The organism is Legionella quinlivanii, assembly GCF_003265995.1.
Classification (GTDB): Bacteria; Pseudomonadota; Gammaproteobacteria; order Legionellales; family Legionellaceae; genus Legionella_C; species Legionella_C quinlivanii_A.
This window is the reverse complement of record NZ_MVJN01000001.1, coordinates 120,454-144,720: the sequence shown is the minus strand read 5'-3', so window position 1 is coordinate 144,720 and position 24,267 is coordinate 120,454. Positions and strand designations below refer to the sequence as shown.

The window sequence follows — 24,267 nt, the reverse complement described above, 5'->3', positions numbered from 1 at the left end:
AGCCTTCTGTTTAGTCAACTGGCTTGGGATAAAAAACTTTATAAGGACGGCTGTGTTTATTCACTACTGCAAAGGAGGTCAGCTTATGCGGCTTTACTTCTCCCTTATTAAAAATATTCAGAACTTCAGTATGCCTGACAAGCTCGGCATCGCCGATAAGTGAGCGGTGGCAACGCCATGGAAGCGCTTCAGCACACATAATCACCGTTCCATAATCAGAATGAATGAATGTATGCAGTTCTTTTAATCCTTCAAAAAAGGATGCGGTCTGCATGTAATCCGCAAAGCCTCTGAAACTGGCATTATGCCACCCGGTATTAATGGATGAAGCGGATGTTTTACGCAGGCCGCCCAGTTTATCGAGATGATTATAAGCAATATTTTCTTTTTTTAATGCATTTGCAAAGCTGTCCTTATTGAACCAGGGTACATGGCGTGAGCGTGGAACCGTGCGGATATCCACCACATGCTTAATGCCAAAGTAGTGAAGAATGTCGATGAACTCCTCAAGAGGGTGAGTGGAATGTCCAATAGTATAAAGTTTTTTCATAATATTAAGTTTAGGGAATAACCCGGCCCGGATCCAATCTCGATTTTTGTACTATATTTGATTAGGTGCAGTAAATAAAAAGGAAAAAATGGAGGGAACTATGAAAAAAGTTATTTTCGCACTGGCAGGAGCTGCGTCTATTGTGCTTACAGGCTGCGGTACTCAGAATGCGCTGAATGAAACAGGAAGCGCGGTTATGGGAACAGGCGCAAGAGTGGTATCCACTACCGGAACTGTAGTTCAAAAATCAGGTACTGTGGTGGTTAAAGGAACTCGCGTTGTAGTGGGCGGAGTTGCTTCTGCAACGGATAGGGTGATTTTCCAGAAAAAAGGCGTGGTCTATAGAGACGGTCATGCCTATCACATTGAAAATGGCCGCTATGTAGCAGCCGATTAATTTTCTCCCGGGGCCTTAGGGCCCCCCCAATTTTTGATTGCATTAGCGGGTCGATAGAGTAATAATCATCGCCTTGACAAGTCAGTTTTTTCAAGGCAGAAAATGAAACATTATGTATTAACAGGATTTATAGCTGCAGCTTTTTCTTTTTCAAACATGGCGCATGCCGATTTCACTTTGTACTCCTCCGATAATGATGCCTGCCAGCTGATTGCTGGACAATGGGCAGGCTCAGGAAAAGCGACCAACTGGTTTATTGGCGAATGTAAATATCATGGTTCCGGCACAATCACAAGCGCTGATGGCGGACAACATTTTAATATTGAAGTGGTTGCGGATAAGGATTCCGGAAGCTTTTTTTGCCCTAAACATACGGTGAATCAATTTACCGGAACCTGTATCAATGGGGTAGCAACCTTTAATACAGAATATGGCAGCATGGATGGTAATTTCTCTGAAAATAGCGGTGATGCTCAGGGTACATTGACAGTAGGGCCGGGGATGACTGCTGAAGTTAGCCTGCAGTTTCATCGGGTGTCTTGATAGGGGCTTTCGAGAGGGAAGCGTTCACTCGGGCTGTGTATTGAGCTTTGTAAGTACCACTGCCATTAAGTTACGGGAATTTTGTCATTCCCGCGAAGGCGGGAATCCATTCCTCAGTCGGCATTATAGCGAGCTCAGAGATGGATCCCCGCCTTCGCGGGGAGGACAGTTATGTATACAATTTATCATTAACTTAATGACAGTAAGGATTGTGAAGAATAAATGCCAGGCGCACGACACTAAACATCCACAACAATTTGCTGGGCGGCAAACAAGGTATTAATAATCTCGGCCTGAGTTGTTGCAGGTCCGACCAGGTCGCCGTTAATCACAATTTCCTGATCAGTTTTGGCCGTTACGTCCAAAGGTGTCACTTCTGTACCATCAAAATGACCCTGTGAGCTAATCGACAAAGTAGTGGTGTCTGAATCAGCATCATAGGCAAAGTGAAGATAATGCGACAGGTTGGACTCATTTTCACCGCTGAGTAATTGTGATAAATCGAGCTTGTCTTCCTGAGGATTAAAATCAGTAATGACATCACGTTCCGGACTGCCTTCAACCCCATGATCATTGGCCTGCCAGAGGAAGATATCATGGCCCGCGCCGCCAGTGAGTGTATCATTGCCCTTACCGCCGATGAGGATATCATTACCATCACCGCCTATTAATAGATCATTACCGCCTTTTCCATCCAGCATGTCATCGCCAAAGACCCCTCGCAAGACGTCTTCCAGCTCAGAGCCGACCAGATGCGTATTGCTGTGATCATCCTGAGTATTCTGAAGATCATTGAGGCTTGAATTAACCACATTAAGATCAATAGTCTGCGAAGCCGATTCCTGCGGGTTATTATCGCCGACATCCGAAATAGCGGTTACGGTGATTGTATGTTCGCCTTCGCTTACATTCTGCAGATGTAATTGCTGCAAATGACCGGCTGAAATTTCCCAGGAGCCTTGAGCCAGCATTTGACCCAGAGGATTGCCGTTTTCATCAACGGGAATCGCATCGCCTAAGCCATCCAGGCGCACCCTCAATTCATTGGCTGCAGGATTCACAACTTCTGCCTGAATATTTAAGGGAATAAGCACGGCAAGTGCTGCTACTACTGAATGATAGAGGATAGTCATTTCCGGATTGTCTGCTCGTGCGGCGACCACAATATCTACAATATCGGTATCGCTTAGTGCCGGACCGCCGGTATTACCCAGATCATTACTGGTCATAGTCAGGGCATCAGGCCCGAAATAATTGGCCAGACCCTGATATTGAACTCCTGTGGTAAGGAGGGTATTCAGATCATTGACGCTTCCTGTTAAAACCAGATGATTAGTGAATTCACCTGATACAGTAACCCCGCCGGCACTACCAGCCAAACTGAGTAAACCATGTTCAACACTGAGAGTGATAGTTATCGCGCCTGAGCCGGCATCCACATCGCTTACTCTCAAGGTATTGATAGTCAGAACCTGATCTTCTGCTGCCTCGAGAGGAATCGCGGGGGTGATATTAACTGGGGCATCATTAACTGCTGCGATATTAATCGGCACTGTAGATACTGCTGAAAGCGCAGGTCCTCCGGAGTTGCCATTGTCATTGGTATTAATGACTAGTGAGTCTGAGCCGTTATAGTTTAAATTGCTTTGATAATGCAGGTTTCCGTTGAGTGCCTGATTAATCGCATCCAGTTGGCCAACAAGTGTGACTGTATTGCTGCCGTTGCCGGTGAGCATAATACCGCTTAAAGAGCCAGTCAGTGTAAGTATTCCATGTTCAACGGAGAGGGTAACGGTCATATTGCCATTCGCTTCACGCGCATCGACATCACTAATCTGAATATTGTTAAGCAGGACGCTTTGATCTTCCAGGGCGTCAAATGATGCGGGATGGATATTAACCGGTGCATCATTAACAGCGGTAATATCCACTGCTACGTTTACTTCACGAACTGCTCCTGGAGCCGCCTGGTTATCTACGGTTTGTGCCTGTATTGTTAATTCTGCATTCCCGTTAAAATCACCAGGCAGGAAAATGATGCTGCCAAGATTTGAGGCATTGACTTTAAAAGTCCAGATCCATTCGCCGCTGGAATTGTCATAGACTTTGCTTTCCAGTGTGCCGTTAACTCCTGCTGGCAGCTGGATTTCTGAGCCAGTGGGTACGCCTTTTACGGTGATGAGTAAGGATTCCGGACCATTCTCCTGTACATTGGTCGCAGAGCCGTTATAACTGTCTACATTATCCCGAGCCTGAAAGTTAAGATTGATACTAATTTGCCCATTTTCAATACCGCTGGCAGTACTGGCCGCTCCAGCGCCAATAATGTCAACCGGATCACTGACCGGGTTAATATCGAGATGAATACTATGACTTCCGCCAGAACCAGGCAGGGCGGCGAGCGCTTCTTTTGTAAAGGCTACAACTTCCAGATCCAGGCTGCCGCTGAAGTTCTCGGGAGCGATGACTTTGATGCTGGACAAGTCAAAACTGGCGGCATTGACCGTTATTTTCCAGTCACCATTGCCCATGTTTTGAGCCGAGCTAATCAGAAAGTCATCCGGTACACCTCGAATGACCAGAGAGACAATTTTTTCAGATCCATCGGTATCTGTTGTATTGACGGTCATTCCTGATAAGGGAATGCCTCCGACCACATCTTCATTGCCGCTGAAATTAAACTGACCGCCAAAATGTACCGGATCATTAACTGGCAAAACGTCGAAATTCATCACCTTGGTGTAACTGGCGCTGTCGGTCACTGTCTGACCCTGGCTATTGAGTGCATTGTCAACCAAATTGACAACTGCTGTGACGCTGACCTGGCCGCTGAAATCATTAACCGGTTTAAATTGCAGATGATTTAAATCGCTTACAGTGACAGTAACAAAGCCATTGCCGTCTACTGGTAAAGCCAAACCATTGCTATCGACAAAATAGCCTTTGGCAGGGTCAACTTTTAATTGAACTGAATTAATCTGCTCGCTGCTGTCAATATCCGCTGATGCCACATTAAGCCGCAAAATAACCAGCCCATCTTCGAAAGCCGCATTGGGAATAGTCACATCAGAGCCATCAGACACCGGTTGCTTATCGCTATTCAAACCTTCAGTCTGAACCACCTGTAAACTGACGGCGGGTGTGTGATTGGGATCAGTCACTGCCGGATTGGCCGGTACGTCAACCACTGGGGCGACATCAAGGGGGGCTGAGACAAAACTGCTGCCCGTATTGCTATCCCCACTGGCCATGTTCGCGGCGGCCCAATTTAAAGAAAAGGGCAGGCTGCCTGAATAGTCAACCGGCGTTTGCAAGATAACTTCTCCGACGCTCAGGTTACCCAAAGAGTCAGCACTCACCTGGATTACATAGCGATCATTGACGAAATCATAGATAACTCCGCTTCCTGAGAGCACAAATCCCTGGGGAAGAGGCCCTTGAATCAACAGAGCGTAGACGTCGTCACTAGTGCCATTACTCAATGACAGCATGGAGGCAAGCTGACTGCTGATAGACTGAGGTATATCTTCCTGAGTGTGAATCGTTGCAGGGGTAATGGTAATAGTGCCTGCTTCCACAGGTGGATCACCAGGTCCGCCCCCACTGCCAGTGAAATTCATGGTCACTGTGGTTGAGCGAAAGGCGGGATTACTAATATCCTGCTCATTATTATCGCCCAGGTCACGTACCTGGGCATGGAAAGTGACATTAATTGAGCCGTTGTAGCCAAATTTGGAAGTAATCTGCAGGTTATCCAGAGCAGAGGCCGGTACTATCCAGTTGCCTACTCCATCGTAAATTCCGCCAGTGACTACAAATTGATTTCCCAACCCAGTGATTACCACCGTTTGAATCACTTCTGCACTGGAGGGATCCAGATCCTGGAAGTTTAAGTGGCCCTGAGAGGACGCATTAGTGGATAAATTAACCGTGGTGCCGTTTAAAGCATTGATATTGTTGACTGGAACGTTATTATTGGTGAGCACGTTCAGTGTCGCGTCAGGCTCAACCACTGCCTGCAGATCAATATGAAGATCACCCACGATATCTTTAGTAACGGTTGGACTGCCATTGACATCCTGCTGGCTGACTGAGGTAATGGCCTTAAGATTAACATCCATATCCGAATCTTCAGCCGCTCGTATTTGCAGGGATTGGCCCTGCAGCAAACTATTCAATTGAGCTGTTGTTAAGGTGACTGAAGAATCACCCAGCGTGGTAATAGCCACACCATTGATAAATAATTGCGCCCCTGAAGGAATATTTTCAATACGAAGGCCTGAAATAAATTCCTGACTATCAGTAAAGGCAGGCGGGCGCCAGTTCACGGTAGTCAAGCCGTCTTCCACTCCGGCAGAACTCCTCGCATAGTCGCCGGCATCGATAACCGGTGTCACATGAATCACGATTTGTTTATCTGTAACGAGATAATTACCATCGTTTTCTGTGACCACAATATGGGCATTCAGACTCATATCCGCTGTGCTGTTTGGCGGCGGAATGACTATTAAATCACTCAGTGTGGAAAGATTTATTTCATATTTGGGTTGACCGTTAGCATCCAGACCTACATAGGTCAGAGTTATGGTATTTCCATTACTATCCAGCAATTGAGCCCCTGCTGGGAGGTTGGAAATCACCATGGTGATGGTTTCTGAAGTATCGGTGGGAGCCAGTGCTTTTTCTCCTGAAAGCAGTTTAAAGTCAAGCCGGGCCTGGCCATCTTCAGGAATGGTGGTTTCTACACCATTACTGATTGCTGACCATGAAGTATTGCTCACATCAAAGACAGGAGCGTCTGATACTCCTTTGAGGTTAATCAAAATATCCTGTGCGCTGGTAATCCTGGTATCAGTTTCCACACCCGTACTTAAAGTGGCCTGGTCAATAACCACCGCTTGCACCTTAATTGTGAAATCGACGTTACTTTCAGGCACAGGATGCAGGCGAACATCGGGAAAATCGATATTATTAAACTGATAATAGTTTTTGCTGCTGTCAACGGCATCTTTGTAATATTGATACTGAACCGTATGGCTTTGTCCCTGGTTGTCGGTATAAGTAATCGATAAATTGTGCACGCCGGCGCTTAGTCCTGCCACATTCAAGGTCGTTCCGTTGATTGAAAAATAAGCGCCATCAGGAAGATTGGAAATGCGAACAAAGGAATTTTCTGACAGATCGCTATTATCAGCGGCTTTGCTCACATTGATGAAACTACCCAGATTGATTGGGGCATCTTCATTGGAAACCACATAAGGTTTATTGATATTTAACTGAATATTATCCGCAACGGGTTTGACATCAATGGTTACTTCAATCGGCTGAGACTGAGCATATTGAAATCCGCTTAAGAAGTTAGCACTCTCCTTGCTTACGGCAATCGCTGAAACTTTGACCATACCGCTGTAATCTGTGGCCGGATCGATCTGCAGACTGGCCAGATTGGCGGGGCTGACCTTATAGTAACCATTCGCATCCGGTGTTAAGCCTGTTCCAATCAGGCTGGCATTACCTGAAGTAATTTTAACCAGATAATAATCGATGGTTTCTGAGCCATCGGTATCCTGTAAAGCAGCCTTTATTTGCAGCGGGATATTAGCGGCATCCTCGGTGCCGACTGAATGCTGGGTGGTTTGTGCCAGATCCCAGACCGGGACGTCCGCGATCCCTTTCACATCAATGTTCAAAGTTCCAGTGACGGCTGCTTTAGAAAGGGTGTTGCCATTCACCTGATAGTCTACGGTGGCTCTGACGCTGAAGCTTAAATTGGCGGTGTAGCTTGAAAAATCCGCACGAGGCACAAAGGTCAGGCCGTTTAGCGTGTAAGTGATCTGATCTGTGCTGCTAAAGGCTTGCGGGGGAATCACGTAATAGGTCACACCACTCTCAACGACCGTGGTTAACAGGACACCATTGTAATAAAAATCACCATAACTGGTTGCGGGCGCTTGAATAAGCACTTTGCCAATACTTTCATTATTATCAAAATCGCCTATATTAATGGTCATATTGATGGGGATGCCGCCCTGTGGATTCACCAGTACTTCATTGCTGTCACGTCCCACATCTTCCACGCCGGATGCAGCAGCGATGACAATACTTGCTGCTTTATCATTAATGGTGAGTGTGATATTGGCATTATCGATATCACCATCAAAATCCCGTACGTCAAAGCGCACATTCTTCACCAGGTTGAGACCATCATGATCGATAGATGCACTGCTCACAAAAAAGACGCGGCCATCGGCGAAAACGTGCAGAACACCAATAACCTGGCCGTTGGCATCGTTATGCAGAGTAATCTGATTATCGCCAGTTCCGGTAATATTGTACTGGGTATTTCCATCCCAAACGGACACGATTTTACCTGTGTCAGCTCCTTCGCGAGCCGTTGGCAATAAATCGACTGTTGTAGTAGTTGCACCTTCAGTAATCGCAGAAAACGAGGTATTTACTGCATCGGGAATGTCATCCTGTACTGTGACCGGTAGTTTGGCGACCGCACTGATATCACCGTCAGCATCTTTGGCAACGACGGAGAAGATAACATCCAGATTATTTTTACCTGCCTCAACAGGATGATCGATTGAACCTGTTAAAGTAAAGGTATAGGTTCCGGAGGCATTCATTTTTAGAGTAAATTTACTCACTCCATTGGCAGTACCGCGATAAATATCGTTCACCGCGTCATAAGACAGTACAATAGGAACACCGCCCGATTTCCATTGCCCATCAACCCCTGAGTTGAAGGCCTGCACATCGATACTATAGCTAACTACTTTATCGCTGCCTGTTTGCACAGAGAGGCTGCCGGTTGCAGCTTCGCCGGTTGAAGCAGCAGTGGAGCCGGCATGGTTGCCGGTGCTGGCATTGATATCGCTTTCCTTAACCGTAATCGCAGGGATTGGATTAATCACTGGTAAAAGACCATCAGTGACTGTGGTCGTCAGATTAACTGGAGCGACCAGTTTATCGCCATCGCTATCGCTGATTTGAACAGGGGTATTGATAGTGATTGTGCTGCCATTAATGCTTACATAGCCGGTCGCATTGCCTGTTTGCAGATGATCCAGTGGCTGGTATTGAATAAAAGTGGTAGTGACATTCACATCTTTACCATTGCCGCTTTGTGTGGCGTTGACGGTTAATGTCAGTACAATATCGCTGCCAATCTTGCCGGTAATGGCGTGGGTATTGCTGTCGTAGGTAAAGGTGATGGTCTGGCCGTTGGATTTTAATTCACTGCCCAGTTCACTGAGAATGGTATTGATAACTGTACTGTCAATCTGAATGGATTGCGGCAACAGGCGATCACTGCCTGCGGTAATCGTAAATGATTTAACATCACTGACTGGATAGCCATTGGCTACTGATAAACTGCCTTCAACCACGGCGAGGTTAACCACATTTCCGCCTTGCGGATTTGCGCCATCATTAATTGAAACACGAAGAATAGCAGTATCCTGGTCACCGTCTTTATCCTGTGCAATGACATTTAAAGGAATATTCAATACATTATTGACTGCCTGATCGAAAGGACCACTTAAAGTAACGGAATAGCTGCCGTTATTATTTAAAATAATTTCAGCAATTATTTGCTGATTGGAATCCATTATCTTGATGGCGTTCGAGCTGACATTGGTGGTTGTACTTAATCCGTTGCTAGTCAGGTTGGCTAAAGCGGGTTGATTAGTAGCGAAACGGATACTGGATATTGGATCGCTGCCGATATTAAAATCCATCACTCCCGAACTGACACTGGAACCATCGACAACCACGGTGTTGGCATCATTGATAATCGGATTAGCGCCATCGGAGACGGTAGCAGACACATTCACTGGATTGACCAGTAAATCACCATCAATATCGGCTATCTGCACCTGATAGTTAATGCGAATCTGATCAAGGCTATTCGCAACTGCGCCAGTAGTATTGACTGTGATATGGGATAGAGGCTGATACAGCGTAATCATCTGACTGATTGATAAATCCTGATTAGCCAGAATAGCGGGTGTTAATTTCACTTCCAAAACCAACTCGCCGCTTGTTGAACGAAGCACAATACTGTTATTGCTGACAGTGGCGACAACGGCTTCAGTTTGGCCAGTCAGGGGATTAAAATATTGAATTTCGGCCTGTAGTTCCGCTGCCAGTGCGGCAGGATTCTGAATAGCGAAAGTACTTAAGTCAAAGGGATCTGAGCCATTGTTGACTACAGTTAATGTGGGGCTAATCACAGTGACGGGATAAGTGAGCGGCGAGAGATCACCTTCACCTACCGCAGAGGCCAATGTTTGCCCGCCGCTGGACGGGCTGCCGTCCGTAATGTTAATAACCAGTGAATTACTGGCAAAGTCACCATCCCCGTCGATAACGGTATAGATAATCGGCAATTGCTGGACAAAATCATGATCAAGGCCATCAGCACTCTGCAGGCTCCAGCTTCCGTCACTGTTCACTGTCAGCAAGCCTTTTGCGGTACTAACTGAATAACTGCTATGAGTGGCATCAAAAGTATATTGGGTTCCATTTACAGTGAAGCTGTATAAGCGCCCGCCTTCCGCATTCAGCTGATAGGAAGAGGAAAGATTACCGAGGACAGTATCCCCTTCAATGACTGTTGCAGTGACTGCCTGGGGATGAGCTACGGTGTCAGTAATTCGAACTGGAATTGAGAGCGTTGTGCTATCGCCATCACTGTCCACGGCAATAATTCGAACAGGGAGGGTGATGCTGTCCTGACCCGGTTGTGAATGATCAATGGGCTTCAACATTTGAAAACTGACATCGCCCTGATTGCCAAGCGTGGCATTAAAAACGGAAACCTTTACGTTGTTTTCCAGATAATATCCCTGAAGCACACCATTGTTCACTTCAAGTAAAACTGGATGTCCGCCGGAAAGCAGGCCGCTGTTTTCACCATTGATGTAATTGAAAGCCAGAGTTTTAATGCTATCTGAGCCGATATCCACCAGCAGGGTGGTAGTTCCTGTGGTCACTGTGCTGCTTACAGGTTCTGTGAGCACGATATCGCCAGTATAAGAAAGTACCGGCAGAACGCCGTCAGTGACTGTGGTAGTCAGATTAATCGGCGCGGCCAGTTTGTCGCCGTCACTGTCGCTAAGCTGGATAGGGGTATTAATACTTAAGCTATTGCCATTAACCTGTACATAGCCAGTGTTATTGCCAGTTGTTAAATGATCAAGGGGTTGATATTGGATAAACTGAGTGGTCACATCAACATCCTGTCCATTACTGCTTTGGCTTGCAGTGATTGATAAGCTGAGAACAGTCAGACTTCCAATACTGCCAGTGATGGTATGAGTATTGGCATCGTAGGTGAAATTAATGGGCTGACCGCCAGATTTCAATTCGCTGTTCAGTTCATTAATAATCGTATTGATAATGCTGCTGTCGATTTCAATGGATTGCGGTAAAAGGCGATCGCTGCCGGCAGTCACCGTGAAACTTTTCATATCGCTGACCGGATAACCATTAACGGCTGATAAATCACCTTCAGTCACCGCGAGGTTAATCACCTGGCCGCCTTGCGGATTGGCGCCATCCTGAATGGACACTTGCAAAACAGCACTGTCGCTGTCGCCATCTTTATCTGTCGCAGTAACATTTAAAGGGAGGCTCAAAATATTATTAACTCCCTGATCCAGAGGGCCATTTAACTGGACGGAATAGCTGCCATTATTATTCAGGGTAATTTCAGCCAGCAATTGCTGGTTATTATCAAAGATTTTGATGCTGTGATCACTGACCGTTGTGGTGGTGCTGTGGCCATTGCTGGTCAGGTTGGCTAAGGCCGGTTGATTGACATCAAAACGGATACTGGCGATTGGGTCGCTGCCGATATTAACGTCCAGAGTGCCTGAACTTACACTTGAACCATCCTGCACAATGGTGGCGGCATTATCAATTACTGGATTGACCCCATCGCTGATAGTGGCAGACAGGTTAAGCGGATTAACCAGTAAATCCCCGTCTATATCAGCGACCTGTACCTGGTAATTGATCTGAATCTGATCATTACCCAGAGTCACTACGCCGCTGTTATTTGAGAGCAAATGAGAAAGCGGCTGATAAATAGTAATCGTTTGAGTCAATGACAAATCCTGATTTACCTGAATTACGGGAACCAGTCTGATTTCCAGAACCAGTTCACCACTGCTGGAACGAAGAACAATGCTATCGCTACCCACTGTGGCCACCAGCGATTCGGTCTGACCGGTGACAGAATTAAAAAATTGCAGGTCAGCTTGTAATTCAGCTGCCAATGCGGCTGGATTCTGAATGGCGAAAGTACCTAAATCAAAAGGATCAGAACCGTTATTGACCACTGTCAGTGTGGGGCTAATGGCAGTAACCGGATAAGTCATTGGGGCGAGATCGCCTTCGACTACTGAAGTCGCCAGACTTTGTCCTCCAGTCGTCGGGCTGCCATCGGTGATAGTAATAAGCAATGAATTGCTGGCGAAATCCCCATCGCCATCAATAACGGTGTAGGACACAGGAAGTTGTTGTATAAAATCATGATCGAGTCCATCGAGGCTTTGCAGGTTCCAGCTGCCATCACTGTTGACAGTTAATAAACCTTTATCTGTTGATACAGTAAAACTGCTGTGGGCAGGGTCAAACGTATAAGTTGTACCATTTACGGTGAAACTGTAGAGACGTCCGCCTTCCACATTGAGCTGATAAGAGGAGGAAAGATTACCCAGGACAGTCTCTCCCTCAGTAACAGTCGCGGTAACTGCCTGAGGATTAGCGACGGAATCGGTAATATGTACAGGAACGGATACAGTGGCGCTGTCGCCATCAGTATCCACAGCGATAATTTTGATGGGCAGGGTGACGCTGTCTTGCCCGGGTTGGGTGTGGTCAATGGGTTTATATAATTCAAAGTTGACGACAGCCTGATTTCCCTGATTCGAGATTGTCGCATTAAAAACACTGACCTCAATCCCGTTTTCAATATAATAGCCATGAAGGACGCCATTGTTAATTTCAAGCAATACAGGATGGGTTCCGGAAAAGAGGCCGCTGTTTTCGCCATTGGTATAATTAAAAGTAAGTGATTTAATCGCATCAGAGCCGATATCGATTAAAATATGTGCTGAACTTGAAGTGGCGCCAGTGCTTACAGGTTCTGCCAGACTAATATCTTCTACATGAATCAGCTGGGGTGGGGCGCCATCGGCAACGTTAGCTATAATTTGCGCAGGATTGGCCAGAGAGTCGCCATCGGCATCGGTAATCTGTACGCCTACCTGAATACTAATCTGATCGCCTGCTAAATGAACGAGCCCGGTATTATTAGTTTGATTGTGATCAATCGGTCCATTTAAGGTGATAGTTAAATGACCATCGACGTTATAGTGATTATTGCTTTGATCGGCACTCAAGCTGATGATTACAATCGCAGCTCCATTCAGTGAGCCGATTATCTGATTATTCTGAACAATAAAATCCAGAGGCTGACCATCGACTTTAATTTCCTGACTGAGTTCAGACAGCAAATCATTGATGGTGGCTGGATCAAAGCGGATTGTCTCAGGGAGAAGGCGATCACCGCTGCTTTGCAGAGTAAATTCAGCGACCGGACTTGTCACTGGATAAGTGCCAGGCGCCAAGTCTCCTTCAACTAGTGAGGTGGATGCCTGGGTGGGGAAATTTTGGCTTGGCGCATCCTGTATCGTTAAATGAATAACTCCAAGATTACTTGGATCGCCATCTTTATCGGTGGCTCGCACGGTCAGGATCAATTCAGCAATGTCATTAATCTGATCAAAAGGACCTTTCAGTGTGGCCGTGTAGCTGCCATCGGTATTTAATACCACTTTCAGTAATTCCTGACCATTGCTTAAGCTTTGCGGGTCATTAATTCTTATGCTAAGTTCATTGCCATTGATTTGATAAGACGTTTGAAACCCGCCGCTGGTTAAGCCTGTAAGTGAGCTTTGCATTTCGGCACTGTCTTCAAAAACCATTGTGGCAATGCTGTCACTTCCCAAATCAAGAGGAACCTGGCCCAAGAGCACTTGTTGTACGGTAGATTCAGTGAATGCCATTTGGTCTTCACCGAGCACCGGAGGATTGGCATCATTGATCTGTACATGCAGATTGACCGGGTTTTGCAGGGAATCGCCATCACTGTCTTTGGCCTGTAACTTAAGATCAAAATCGATGCTGCTGCCATTCTGTCTGATGATTCCATTGCTATCGCCATTTAGCTGATGATCGAGCGGCTTATACTGAATCAATTCCGCAGTGACCTGGATATTTTGGCCCACATTAACCGGAGTTAATTTAAGCTGGAAAACTACTTCGTTAGCGCTATCCAATGCAGTGAGGGTGATGACGCCGTTAACCACTGTGGTACTGATGTGCAGGGGCAGGCCGCCGGCGGTGACTTCCTGATTAAACTCCTGAAGGAGGGCATCAAGAAAGCCATTGGCAAAATTTAAGCTTTGAGGCAGAAGACGGTCGACACCGGCTTCGATAGTGAATTTGTGATTAGTGCTGACTGGATAAGCGCCTGCACTCGCATCCAGATCACCTTCAATCGAGCTTAGAAGAGAGGAGCTGCCGCCTGCTGCATCGGGGCCGTCGGTAATCGTGATACGAATTTGCCCTTGCGATATGTCATTATCCGCATCAATCGCTTTAATCGGGATCCCCAGGGTGATTTTATTGGCGGGTTGATCCAATGCCTGAAATAATTGGAACTGATAGGTAGGCATGCGGATTTGTTCCGCGTTAGGGATAACTGCGGACAGACTGAGTTTAAAAACAGTGATATCGGTACCCTTAACTGTAGCGGTAATACTATGGCCGTCACGACTCAAGGTATAGACAAGTGCTTCCCCATTAGACGTCAGTTGACTGGACTGTAAAATCCTGAGCGCATCACTGCTAAAGGTTAAATCCTTTGCCAGGTCACTGCCGAAATCAACCTGAACAGTTCCATTAATGACCTGATGGCCGATGGTCGTATCGACAAGGCTTGCCTGCTGAACATTCTGAATGATGGGGGCATCATCTTCAAAATGAATTTTGCTGCCAATCTCGACCGTGGCCTTGGATACATCACCAGAGGTATCCGTTAAAGTCAGGCTGGCTTTGACCAGATTCGCCAGTGACAGGCTCTCATCGGGCGAGTTGGGATCATTGTGATATAAGCCGTGATATTGAACCACGGTGATTTTGCCGCTGCCCTCATCAATTCCAATTGCAAAAACAACGGTATTACCGCTTTTACCTAACACCAGATTATTCTCGAGAACCAGCTGGATTGGGCTGCCATCACTGGCCTTCAAATCAGATGGAGACTCACCCAGTTCCAGTGCATAACTGGTGGTGATTGCACTGGCATTCTGATTAAATTGAGAGCTGCTAGAGGACAAAATATTCCCTTCTGCGATGCTTATAGGCTTGCCAAAACCAAAGGGATCCACCAGATCACTCTGACCGACATTGTTATCCCCATTTTTGACCGTGATGGATTCATCGAGTGTTAATTCAGAGTCATTTAAGCTGAGACCCGCTTCCGGTTTGGGATCTTTTAGCCATAGCACATTATTTTGTTCAATATTGAAAAGCGAACTATTTTCCGCAAAGCGGGTATCATAGCCGGCACCCACATGTCCTGCGCTAAATAGCGGCTTATCGATGTAGAAGCTGGCGCCGCCGCTTTGCAGCGGCGAGTCTCCTGCGGCAGGCTCTTCTAATTGTTCAATCAGTTTAATGATGTCCGCATTTTTCAGTTGGGTTTGATTTAACAATTGCTCAAGCGGCGTTTCCGGTACTTTATTTATAAGCGGGGAAATCCCTTTAAGCTGAAAGCTGTACGCCTGATCGGGCAGGAGCGAAATAGCTGGCTGGAACAATAACTTAATCAGGGAATCGCCGCCTCCCAGTAGAACCAGCGTGTCACCTGCATGAATGAGGGAGCCTTGTTTAAGAATCTTGCATTGTCCGTTCTCATTCGTACGAACCAGCAAACCTTGAAGTGCCTGTACTTCACCAGAAATTGCCTGCGATGCCATGTCTGCCTTATTGATTGTTAATTGATGGAATATATTGTCTAAATATAGTGCAGGTTTTTAATGAATGGCCAGGATTTCACTCAAATTTATCGTTATTTTAACATTTCAAATAGAGGGTAACTCCCCAGGTTGTGAATAAGTTTGATTTTAATTCAATCAAATCGTCTCACGTCATCCTGAACGGAGTGAAGGATCTCCCGAATCTGGCTCAGCTCTAAGCAGTTAGAGATCCTTCACTTCGTTCAGGATGACGTAGCTGGGGAGTTACATAGAGGCATAGAGCATTGAGTTTTATCAATAGCTCAATATATAGTACAAAAGGAGCAATATTTTTCTAATTGACTAGAATTAATCATTCCTTTTATAATCGCTGAAAACGATAAAGGATGATTTGCCGTGAGCTTTGTTTATTTACAGGGTGATAAAGGAAAAAGGCTATATGATTTATCCACGGTTCCTCTTGGTGTGGTGGTGATTGAACCCAATGCTGCTACAACTTTGGTAATTCTCTCTCATATTCTTGAAGCTCTCAATATTGAGAGCCGATGGCTTGAGTGCCCATTATTATGGGAGCTTGCTAATGAGCCCGTCTGTCTCCGAGGCAAACCAATCAATTATATCTATGATAAGAACGAGCTAGCCAGATATTTTAAAGGAGAGGTTAAATATGATCCCATGCACCAGGTGGAAGCGGCTACACTTGGGGGTTATTTTGAGCCAAGCGCTCAGCAAGTCCTCGATTTTGTAATCAAAAATTCGAAATGCTCAGCGGATTTTTTTGTGTTTGACTATGCAAAATGTCCACCGGAAAATGCACCCGAACGGGTTTCTAAACAAGACATGGAAGCGCTTAGAAGAAAAAGAGAATATTTGACGAAATCCGAGCCCTCGTTTTTTGACCGGCTTTGTTGCAGCTTTTTTCAGGAGGAGAAAGCACCGGATCCTCATGACGAATGGTTACTAACGGAGCGCCCGCCTTCAGGACCTAATGTTTGAAAAAATAGCGCACATGCGCCAGCAAACTTTGTAACAGGCTGTGCCTGTCCGTTCCTTCAACCGGAATTTGGGCATGCCGCAGATTTTCTATAGCTTTGACGCCTTTTACAACCACCGCGCTCATTTTCTCCATGAGCTCGGGTCTTTGCTTAAATAGCTTGGCGATATTGCCATGGGTGACTTCAATAATTATGCTTTCTTCATCTATAAAAAGAGAACCTCGACAAGGCGCTCCGGTGAGCATTGATATTTCGCCAAAATAATCCCCTGTTTCATAGGCTTCAAAAAACACGGGTTTTTCAGTCTGGCTATTAATATAAAGAGAGGCTGAGCCGCTATACACAAGAAAAAGGGAGTGATTGTGTTCCCCCTCAATGAGCAGCCGTTCAGGGGGGCCATAGAGTCCATAGCGGCTATGCTGAGTCAGAAGCTCAATTTCTTCCTCTTGCAAAAAATGAAATAAATCAATTTGCCGTAAAAACTGGCTGATTTCATCATGAGTAAGTACAGGTTTCTCCGGCAGTTTATGACCGGTTAACAGGATATTGTCGCGAAGACAGCGATACCAGAGCGCTGAATAGATTTCATCTTTAATGAGGATGGGATTAACTTCCGAGGTGGAGTATTCCAGATGATAGGTGCTTGTATCCTGGTTGCACTCGATGAGTGCCGCATGCGGTTTAGGTTCATTACGCACTTTGGAAGACTGCAGAGCAGTTTCAACCAGAATATTTTTAAATCGAGACGGTGAGAGGGGCTGACTGATTGAGATGGTCAGCGATTGCTTGTTGATACCATGCGGTTGAGACAGGTTTTCAATGAATAACTGGGAGATCACCGAGTTGGGAATCGATAAAATATTTCCTTCAATATTAAGTAAATTAACAAAGCGCCAATTCACATCAATAATTTTCCCGGTAAGGGTTTGCATTTCGCCATAGACCACAATCCAGTCGCCCTCACTGAATTGTTTGGTTGTATTCAGTCCGATACCGGCAAAGACATCGCTTAACGTAGCTTGAGCGGAGTAGCCGAGAATAATAGCCATAACGCCTGATGCGGTAAAAATACCAAAAACAGATTTAGCAAACACAAAATGGACAATGGCCGCTACGGTGAGGATTAGAAAGAGCAGGGAAACCAGGTCTTTAAAAATTTTGGGAATTAATATGCCTGACTGCCTTAATAATCGTTTCCAGATGAAAATATGAATAATCTGATTGACGATGAAAAAAAGAGAAAACCACCACAAACACTCCAGTACGATTTTAATAAAATATTGAGTGTCCTTATGATTAACCCAACTGGTAATCGTACTTTCAAATGCAAACAGGACACTGAAAAAAATAAAAACACCGGAAGTAAATAAGAGTTTGTGATGATTGATCTCTTTCACGAATTTTTTCAGAATAAAATTGTAAAAGCTCACCGCCAGAAGAAGACTGGAAATTAATAAAATCGTTGTAGACAACTCATGAAAGTTCATAAGTATCTCGTCATTCCCGCAGGGGAACTGCCATTAAGTGAAGGGGTTATGTATATTTAAACTGTCATCCCCGCAAGGCATCGTTGCATAAATAGAAACCCTTGTCTTTGCGAACGAAGTGAAGCAATCCAACTTGAACTAGAACAAAGTTAGGAGCTGGATTGCTTCGCTGACGCTCGCAAAGACGGTTTTTGTGTTCCTATCTTCGTTTATGCAACATTTTGCTGATATGACAAAATTTCTTAACTTAATGGCAGTTTCTCCCAAGGTACGTGGCATAGCTCAATAGTGTTGTACTTCAAGTGTAGCCTAACAATTCTGATAATGAAATTGCAAAAGATCATTGATTAATTGATGATTCCACAGTCTAATAAATCAGTTTGGCTGTCTGGGAATTACAATGCGCCTCTTAAAGTTTGAAAGCTTGTATGATGGAAATGATTGGCTCGATAATCATTATGTTTATCTCGATAGCGAGGGAAAAATCCTGAAAACCTCGGCCATTGCTGATGAGTCAATGAAGGTGGAGGAAATAAAAGGTTGGGCTATCCCAGGTTTTGTCAACGCTCATTCCCATGCATTTCAATATTCAATGGCCGGAACTGCCGAATTCCTTTCCAAAGAGGCTCAAAGCGATGATTTTTGGACCTGGCGCGAGGCGATGTATCGCAGTGCTTTGGAAATGACTCCTGATAAAATGGAAGACGTTGCTTTTCGGCTCTATCGAGACTTAGTCCAACAAGGGTATACGGCGGTGGTGGAGTTTCATTATCTTCATCATGATAAGGATGGAAAACCTTACGGAAATCTCGCGGAAATGGGAGAGCGTCTCGTCTCTGCCGCACAGCAGGCAGGCATCGCAATTACTCTGATTCCGGTTTTATACCAGCAATATGATTTAAAAAATCCGGCTAAGCCCGAGCAGAGACGGTTTATATCCAAAAGCCTGAATGATTACTGGAAGTTATACGAGGCTTCAAAAGCCGCTTGCAGCCATTATTCGAGAGCGAACATTGGAGTAGGCATTCATTCCATTCGCGCTGTTTCTCCTGAGCAAATTATTGAGCTCAGTCAATCCATCGACCAAACTGTTCCTGTTCATATGCACATTGCCGAGCAGACGGGGGAAGTTGAGCAATGTATGCAAGTGCTGGGATTACGACCTGTTGAATGGTTATTAAATTCGGTTGCAGTAAATCAGCATTATAATCTGGTGCATGCTACTCATCTTGTGCCGTATGAAGTAGAACAGCTCGCTTTAAGTGGAGCGAATGTCGTCCTCTGTCCTTCAACGGAAGGCAATTTGGGAGATGGTTACTTCCCTTTAATTCCCTATCTTGAGCATCAGGGATGTTTCTCAATTGGCACAGACAGCCATATTGGCCTTTCCCCTTTTGAAGAGTTGCGCTGGCTTGATTATGGACAACGTTTACTAGCCAGAAAACGAAATTTGATTTGCCTGGGTAAAGCAGGTAATAGCGGCAATATATTATTCAACCAGGTGCTTAAAGGAGGTCAACTTGCAAAAGGAGCATGGGGATATGATTTTCTAAGTAAGGGTTCATTTCTGGATTGTCTGGTTATTAATAATAAGCACCCGCGGCTTGAATCAACCAGTCGACAGAATCGTCTATCCACTCTGATTTATTGCTGCGATCAGACCTCGATTCGTGGTGTGGTTATGAATGGAAAATTGAAACTTAAAAACTGATTATTTTATGAGCTCTTCAGGTACGTCATCCTGAGCGTAGCGAAGGATCTCAAACTGCTTGGAACTGAGCCAGATTCAAGAGATCCTTCACTGCGTTCAGGATGACGTTGAGACGATTTGATTGAATTAAAATCAAACTTACCCACAACTGGGAAGTTACTATTTTATTTGCACATTAACCTGAATTTGATAAAGTAGTGTTTTTGTACATATAGGGCTATCAATGTTGAAACGATTGCTTGTTATTTCTTCGCTGTCAATTCCCTTAGGTGTTAGCGCTGCCGAAGTGATAAACTTACATCACGCCCCTTTATCCAATCTGGGCCAGTTTAAACTGGAAAAGCAGTTTAAAAATAAACGGGCAGTCAATGCCGCTTCACCTTCGATTGATGAGCTTAAAATAATCAGTGAATCCATTGAAAAAAAGAATACCGTAAGCCGGTATCAGCAATACTATAAGGGTTTGCCGGTTATTGGCGGGCAAGCCATCGTTATCGGCAGCAATGCCTCTTCAGTGCGTATGGGTCAGCAGGCACAGGTAAATGGCCAGCTTATTGAGGATATCGAGCTGGATGTACAAGCTTCCATCAGTAGGAGCAATGCGCTCGAGCTGGCTAAAAAGGAATATCTTGGTGCCAATCCAGGCGCTGAAATTCAGCAGGAAAAAATTGAGCTGCAGATTCGGATTAGCGACAATAATGAACCGCAACTTGTCTACTTAACCCGTTTTAATACTCTGAATATAGAGAAGCAGCCTGCTCAACCAGTCTATCTGATCGATGCTCATCGCGGCAATATCATCAGCCAATGGAATAATCTTAAGAATTACACCGATACTGGCGCGGGAGGGAATAGCAAAGTTCAGGAATATTGGTATGGCAAAGACGGATTGCCTGGCCTGGAAGTGGCGCAACAGGGTGAACGCTGCATTATGGATGATAGTGTGGTGCGTCTGGTTGATCTAAATTCAAAATGGGACTGGGATAATAGAAATCTGCGTCCGTTTCAATATCTTTGCGGCGATAATCAGGAAGAGTGGACTAATGGTGCTTATGGGACTCGTAATGATGCGTACTACTTTGGACATATGATTGTAGATATGTATAAGAATTGGTACAGCCTGCCTGCCTTGCAGCAGGTGGATGGCAGACCGATGACCTTAATTATGCGGGTTCATTTTGGCAAAAGTTATGATAACGCCTTCTGGGATGGAGAAACCATGTCATTTGGTGACGGCGATGAGTTTTATCCTTTAGTTTCCCTGGACATTGCAGGTCATGAAGTGACCCACGGCTTTACGGAACAGCATGCAGGGCTTGAATATCATGATGAATCAGGTGCTTTGAATGAATCGATGTCAGACATGGCGGGACAGGCTTCTCGTGCTTATCTTCTCGAAACTTATCCGCAATTATATAGCAGAGTATATGCAAATAACGGCGAGATAACCTGGGGAATTGGAGAAACAGTGGTGCGTGATTCTTACGGTAAGGCTTTAAGATTTATGGATAATCCTTCCGAGGATGGAAGTTCCGCGGATTGTCTGGATCGATCGGTTGCCATGCAAAATGGGGCCAGTTGCCGTATTAGCTATTCCGAATTACTTGCATCGGTTCAAAAACAATTTCCTAATCCAATGGAAAGGCAAAGCTATCTTGTTCACAGCGCCAGCGGTATTTTCAACAAGGCTTTTTTCCTATTGTCACAGAAAATGCCAATCAGAGACGCCTATCATTTGATGATCCAGGCAAATAGTCATTACTGGACAGCCAATACGGATTTTACACAAGCAGCCTGTGGTGTGATCTACGCTGCAAATGATCTTGGAAAAGATGCGAATCTGGTTAGAGCGGTTATGGGGGAAGTTGGGATTAATACCAGTGTTTGTGGAGTGTAAGATTCCGTAGGTCGGGCGCTTTCGCCCGACATTTCATTTTTTACCAAAATCAAGGGAATAAGATGGTTTCGCAGAAATGTCGGGCGAAAGCGCCCAACAGGTTAGTTGCTTGGTTCTATTCACCTGCCTGACGGCACTCGTTTTTCGCATTTTCATTACAAAGCTGTACGCAATCCTTATCACCGGCACTGTCACACTTGCTAATGCATTTTTGTACTATTTTTTGTACGCAAAGACTCTGATCGGCATCCTGATCCTGAATCTGCACTTCCGGGATCCCATCCGCGGCATAGGTAACTGCTGCAAATAAAAAACCTGCTAGTAAACCGAGCTTTCTCATTGAGGCCTCCTTGCTTGCTTTGAGCCTAGTCTAATTACCGGAATTATCATTAGTATTTTCGTTAAAGCTGGCGTTTTCATTGGCGTTGTTGATGCCATTCCCGTTGTTACCGTTGTTACCATTGTTACCATTGTTGCCATTGTTGCCATTGTTGCCATTGTTGCCATTGTTACCATTGTTACCATTGTTACCATTGTTACCATTGTTACCTGGATTTTGATTATAATTTGAGTTTTCGCTGTTGCCGGCTCCTCCGCTATTTCCTGGACCAACGCCGCTATTTCCAGAGTTTCCAGAGCTGGTATTTCCACCTCCAGAGCTGCTTCCACCCTGAGCCACATTCCCTCCACGGCAAATAGGAGGGCGGTATTTATCGAGAAGAGTGCCTCCTCTGCAATCCCAGGTAATTTCGCCTGCGGACTGTACCGTGGGGGTAAGTATAATCGTGCCATTGCCAGCTAAAGCGGTATAGGCAATAGTAATCAGGCCATTGGCAATGTTAATGGAAGAAACAGAAGGAGTGGCCGCCGGAGGCGAGTACCCAGCCGCGTTATTATCAGCCGGGAGCACACCGTTTTTAACCTGAGTGGTATCCGATACTGCCAGTTTTGCGGCACTGGCTAAATTCAACCCTTCAGTGACGCGCGATCTGATCGTGTAATCCTGATAAGCAGGAACTGCAATGGTGGCAAGAATTCCTATGACCACCACAACAATTAATAGTTCAATGAGGGTAAATCCTGATGTTTTCATAAAACGGGTGGCCTAAAAAAAATCCTATCACTTAGTATAGCTTGAAAATAAGGCTTCTGGAATATTATTAAATTTGCTAATAAAAAGCTTACTCAGTATGATAACAGGTAGTTAATAGCATGGAATGCTGTAAGGGGTGTATGTAATGGAATTGTCGGCTCTGCAACTTGATCATTTTCTCACAAATGGCTATCTGGTGATCGAAAAGTTTTTTACTCCTTCAATTTGTGAAACGCTCATCGATAGAGTTAATTTTATAATTAATGAATATCAGCAGGAAATTCCGGTGACCGTATTCACGGCTGAAACCCAGGATCATGCCAAAACAGAGTATTTTTTAAATTCGGGGGATAAAATTCGTTTATTCTTTGAACCGGAGGCTTTTGACGAGCAGGGGAATATGACCAAGCCACTGGAAAAATCCTTAAACAAAATTGGACACGCCCTGCATGTGCTTGATCCGATATTCCGGTTGTATTCAAGAAGCGAGCGTCTTAAAACCATTTGCCATCAATTAGGATTTGAGAAACCCGGTTTGCTGCAATCAATGTATCTGTTTAAACAACCCGGTATAGGCGGTGAAGTGGGCTGCCATCAGGATTCTACTTTTTTACATAGCCAGAAAGATGCTCTGGGGTTCTGGTTTGCTCTGGAGGATGCTACACTTGAGAATGGCTGTTTGCAGGTTATGCCAAGTCCTGCAACGATTCCCTTATCAAGAAAAATGATTAGAAAGGGAGATACCATCGAGTTTGAAGATTATTATCCCTTAATCTGGCAGGACAAATACAGTATGCCTCTGGAAGTAAAGAAAGGCAGCCTGGTAGTACTTCATGGTCGTTTACCGCATAAAAGTGATGCCAATCACTCGAGCAAATCCCGCCATGCCTATACCTTGCATGCAATCGATGCCTCCTGCCCTTATCCCGACAGTAACTGGCTGCGTATGCCTAAGGAATTACCTCTTTGGTAGCCAATAAATCTAAAATAACCGCAATCTCCATAGAAACCCTGATATTGATCGCAGTATGGAAGCAGCCGTTTATTTTTCAGGGATGCTTCAGGCTCACCGAGGATGCGAGCGGGGAGAGCATTCTTTATTTATTCCGCTGCCAATATTCCAGTCCTCTGGTTCAGGATACGATTGACAGTGAGTTTTCCTCCTATGACTATCAATTCACTCACCTTTATAATGAGACTTCATTTATCAATCTGGAAAATGATTTTCCGGGATTTGATGAGGCAATTTATATTTTGAAGTATGCCTTACACCAAAGCTTATGGACAATGCTGACCCGCTCCCGGCATCGAAGCCTGTCTGTGGATGATATGGCAATGAAAGCACTTTATAAAAAAATCGAACCCATTCTGCATCAGGCTAAACATTGGGAGCAGCTGGAGGATGACATTGGTTTTGCGGCTTCAATCTCTTTTTGCCCGCAGGAACCAATGGGAAAAAGAGCGCTGGAGGTTTTATTGAATGGATTAAACCGCCTGGACAAGCTGTCAAGGCATTAACCTGACGAGTTCATTT

11 protein-coding genes and 1 pseudogene are annotated in these 24,267 nt (G+C 45.1%); 7 read left to right on the top strand and 5 right to left on the bottom strand.

The window, feature by feature from the left end; all coding sequences use genetic code 11:
- Positions 1 to 10: 10 nt before the first annotated feature.
- Entirely contained in the window at positions 11 to 550 is a 540-nt protein-coding gene (locus B1207_RS00610) for a DUF488 domain-containing protein (RefSeq protein WP_112218066.1), read from the bottom strand.
- Between the two features lie 100 nt (positions 551 to 650).
- On the opposite strand from B1207_RS00610, the gene B1207_RS00605 reads away from it, so the two are divergent.
- A complete protein-coding gene (locus B1207_RS00605; protein WP_112218065.1) occupies positions 651 to 947 on the top strand; it encodes a hypothetical protein in 297 nt (98 codons plus the stop codon).
- 102 nt (positions 948 to 1,049) lie between these two features.
- Positions 1,050 to 1,490: a hypothetical protein gene (locus B1207_RS00600; protein WP_112218064.1), complete on the top strand. Its 441-nt coding sequence runs from the start codon at positions 1,050 to 1,052 to the stop codon at positions 1,488 to 1,490.
- A 239-nt stretch (positions 1,491 to 1,729) separates the two neighbouring features.
- On the opposite strand, the gene B1207_RS00595 is transcribed toward B1207_RS00600, so the two are convergent.
- The gene (locus tag B1207_RS00595) at positions 1,730 to 15,550 is read right to left on the bottom strand and encodes a T1SS-143 repeat domain-containing protein (RefSeq protein WP_112218063.1); all 13,821 of its coding nucleotides are present in this window, start codon (positions 15,548 to 15,550) and stop codon (positions 1,730 to 1,732) included.
- Between the two features lie 396 nt (positions 15,551 to 15,946).
- Between B1207_RS00595 and B1207_RS00590 the strand changes: the two genes are divergently transcribed.
- Positions 15,947 to 16,546, top strand: a complete 600-nt coding sequence (locus B1207_RS00590) for a hypothetical protein (RefSeq protein ID WP_112218062.1) — start codon at positions 15,947 to 15,949, stop codon at positions 16,544 to 16,546.
- Here B1207_RS00590 and B1207_RS00585 read toward each other — a convergent pair.
- A complete protein-coding gene (locus B1207_RS00585) occupies positions 16,536 to 18,032 on the bottom strand; it encodes a mechanosensitive ion channel domain-containing protein (RefSeq protein ID WP_112218061.1) in 1,497 nt (498 codons plus the stop codon). The genes B1207_RS00590 and B1207_RS00585 overlap by 11 nt on opposite strands.
- A gap of 400 nt (positions 18,033 to 18,432) precedes the next feature.
- Here B1207_RS00585 and hutF point away from each other — a divergent pair, with 400 nt between their 5' ends.
- Positions 18,433 to 19,743 (top strand): formimidoylglutamate deiminase, encoded by a 1,311-nt coding sequence (hutF, locus tag B1207_RS00580; protein ID WP_112218060.1) that lies wholly within the window; start codon positions 18,433 to 18,435, stop codon positions 19,741 to 19,743.
- 223 nt (positions 19,744 to 19,966) lie between these two features.
- Positions 19,967 to 21,640: a M4 family metallopeptidase gene (locus B1207_RS00575; protein ID WP_112218059.1), complete on the top strand. Its 1,674-nt coding sequence runs from the start codon at positions 19,967 to 19,969 to the stop codon at positions 21,638 to 21,640.
- Positions 21,641 to 21,755: 115 nt separating this feature from the next.
- Here B1207_RS00575 and B1207_RS00570 read toward each other — a convergent pair whose 3' ends face one another.
- Positions 21,756 to 21,980 (bottom strand): hypothetical protein, encoded by a 225-nt coding sequence (locus tag B1207_RS00570; RefSeq protein WP_112218058.1) that lies wholly within the window; start codon positions 21,978 to 21,980, stop codon positions 21,756 to 21,758.
- 348 nt (positions 21,981 to 22,328) lie between these two features.
- Positions 22,329 to 22,733 (bottom strand): annotated as a pseudogene (locus B1207_RS16165) (pilin); the annotation flags it as partial.
- 145 nt (positions 22,734 to 22,878) lie between these two features.
- Between B1207_RS16165 and B1207_RS00560 the strand changes: the two are divergent.
- Complete coding sequence (locus tag B1207_RS00560) at positions 22,879 to 23,706, top strand: phytanoyl-CoA dioxygenase family protein (RefSeq protein WP_112218057.1); 828 nt, start codon at positions 22,879 to 22,881, stop codon at positions 23,704 to 23,706.
- Positions 23,700 to 24,251, top strand: coding sequence for a hypothetical protein (locus tag B1207_RS00555; RefSeq protein WP_112218056.1), 552 nt, complete (start codon positions 23,700 to 23,702; stop codon positions 24,249 to 24,251). The genes B1207_RS00560 and B1207_RS00555 overlap by 7 nt, the downstream gene beginning before the upstream one ends.
- The last annotated feature ends 16 nt before the right edge of the window (positions 24,252 to 24,267 follow it).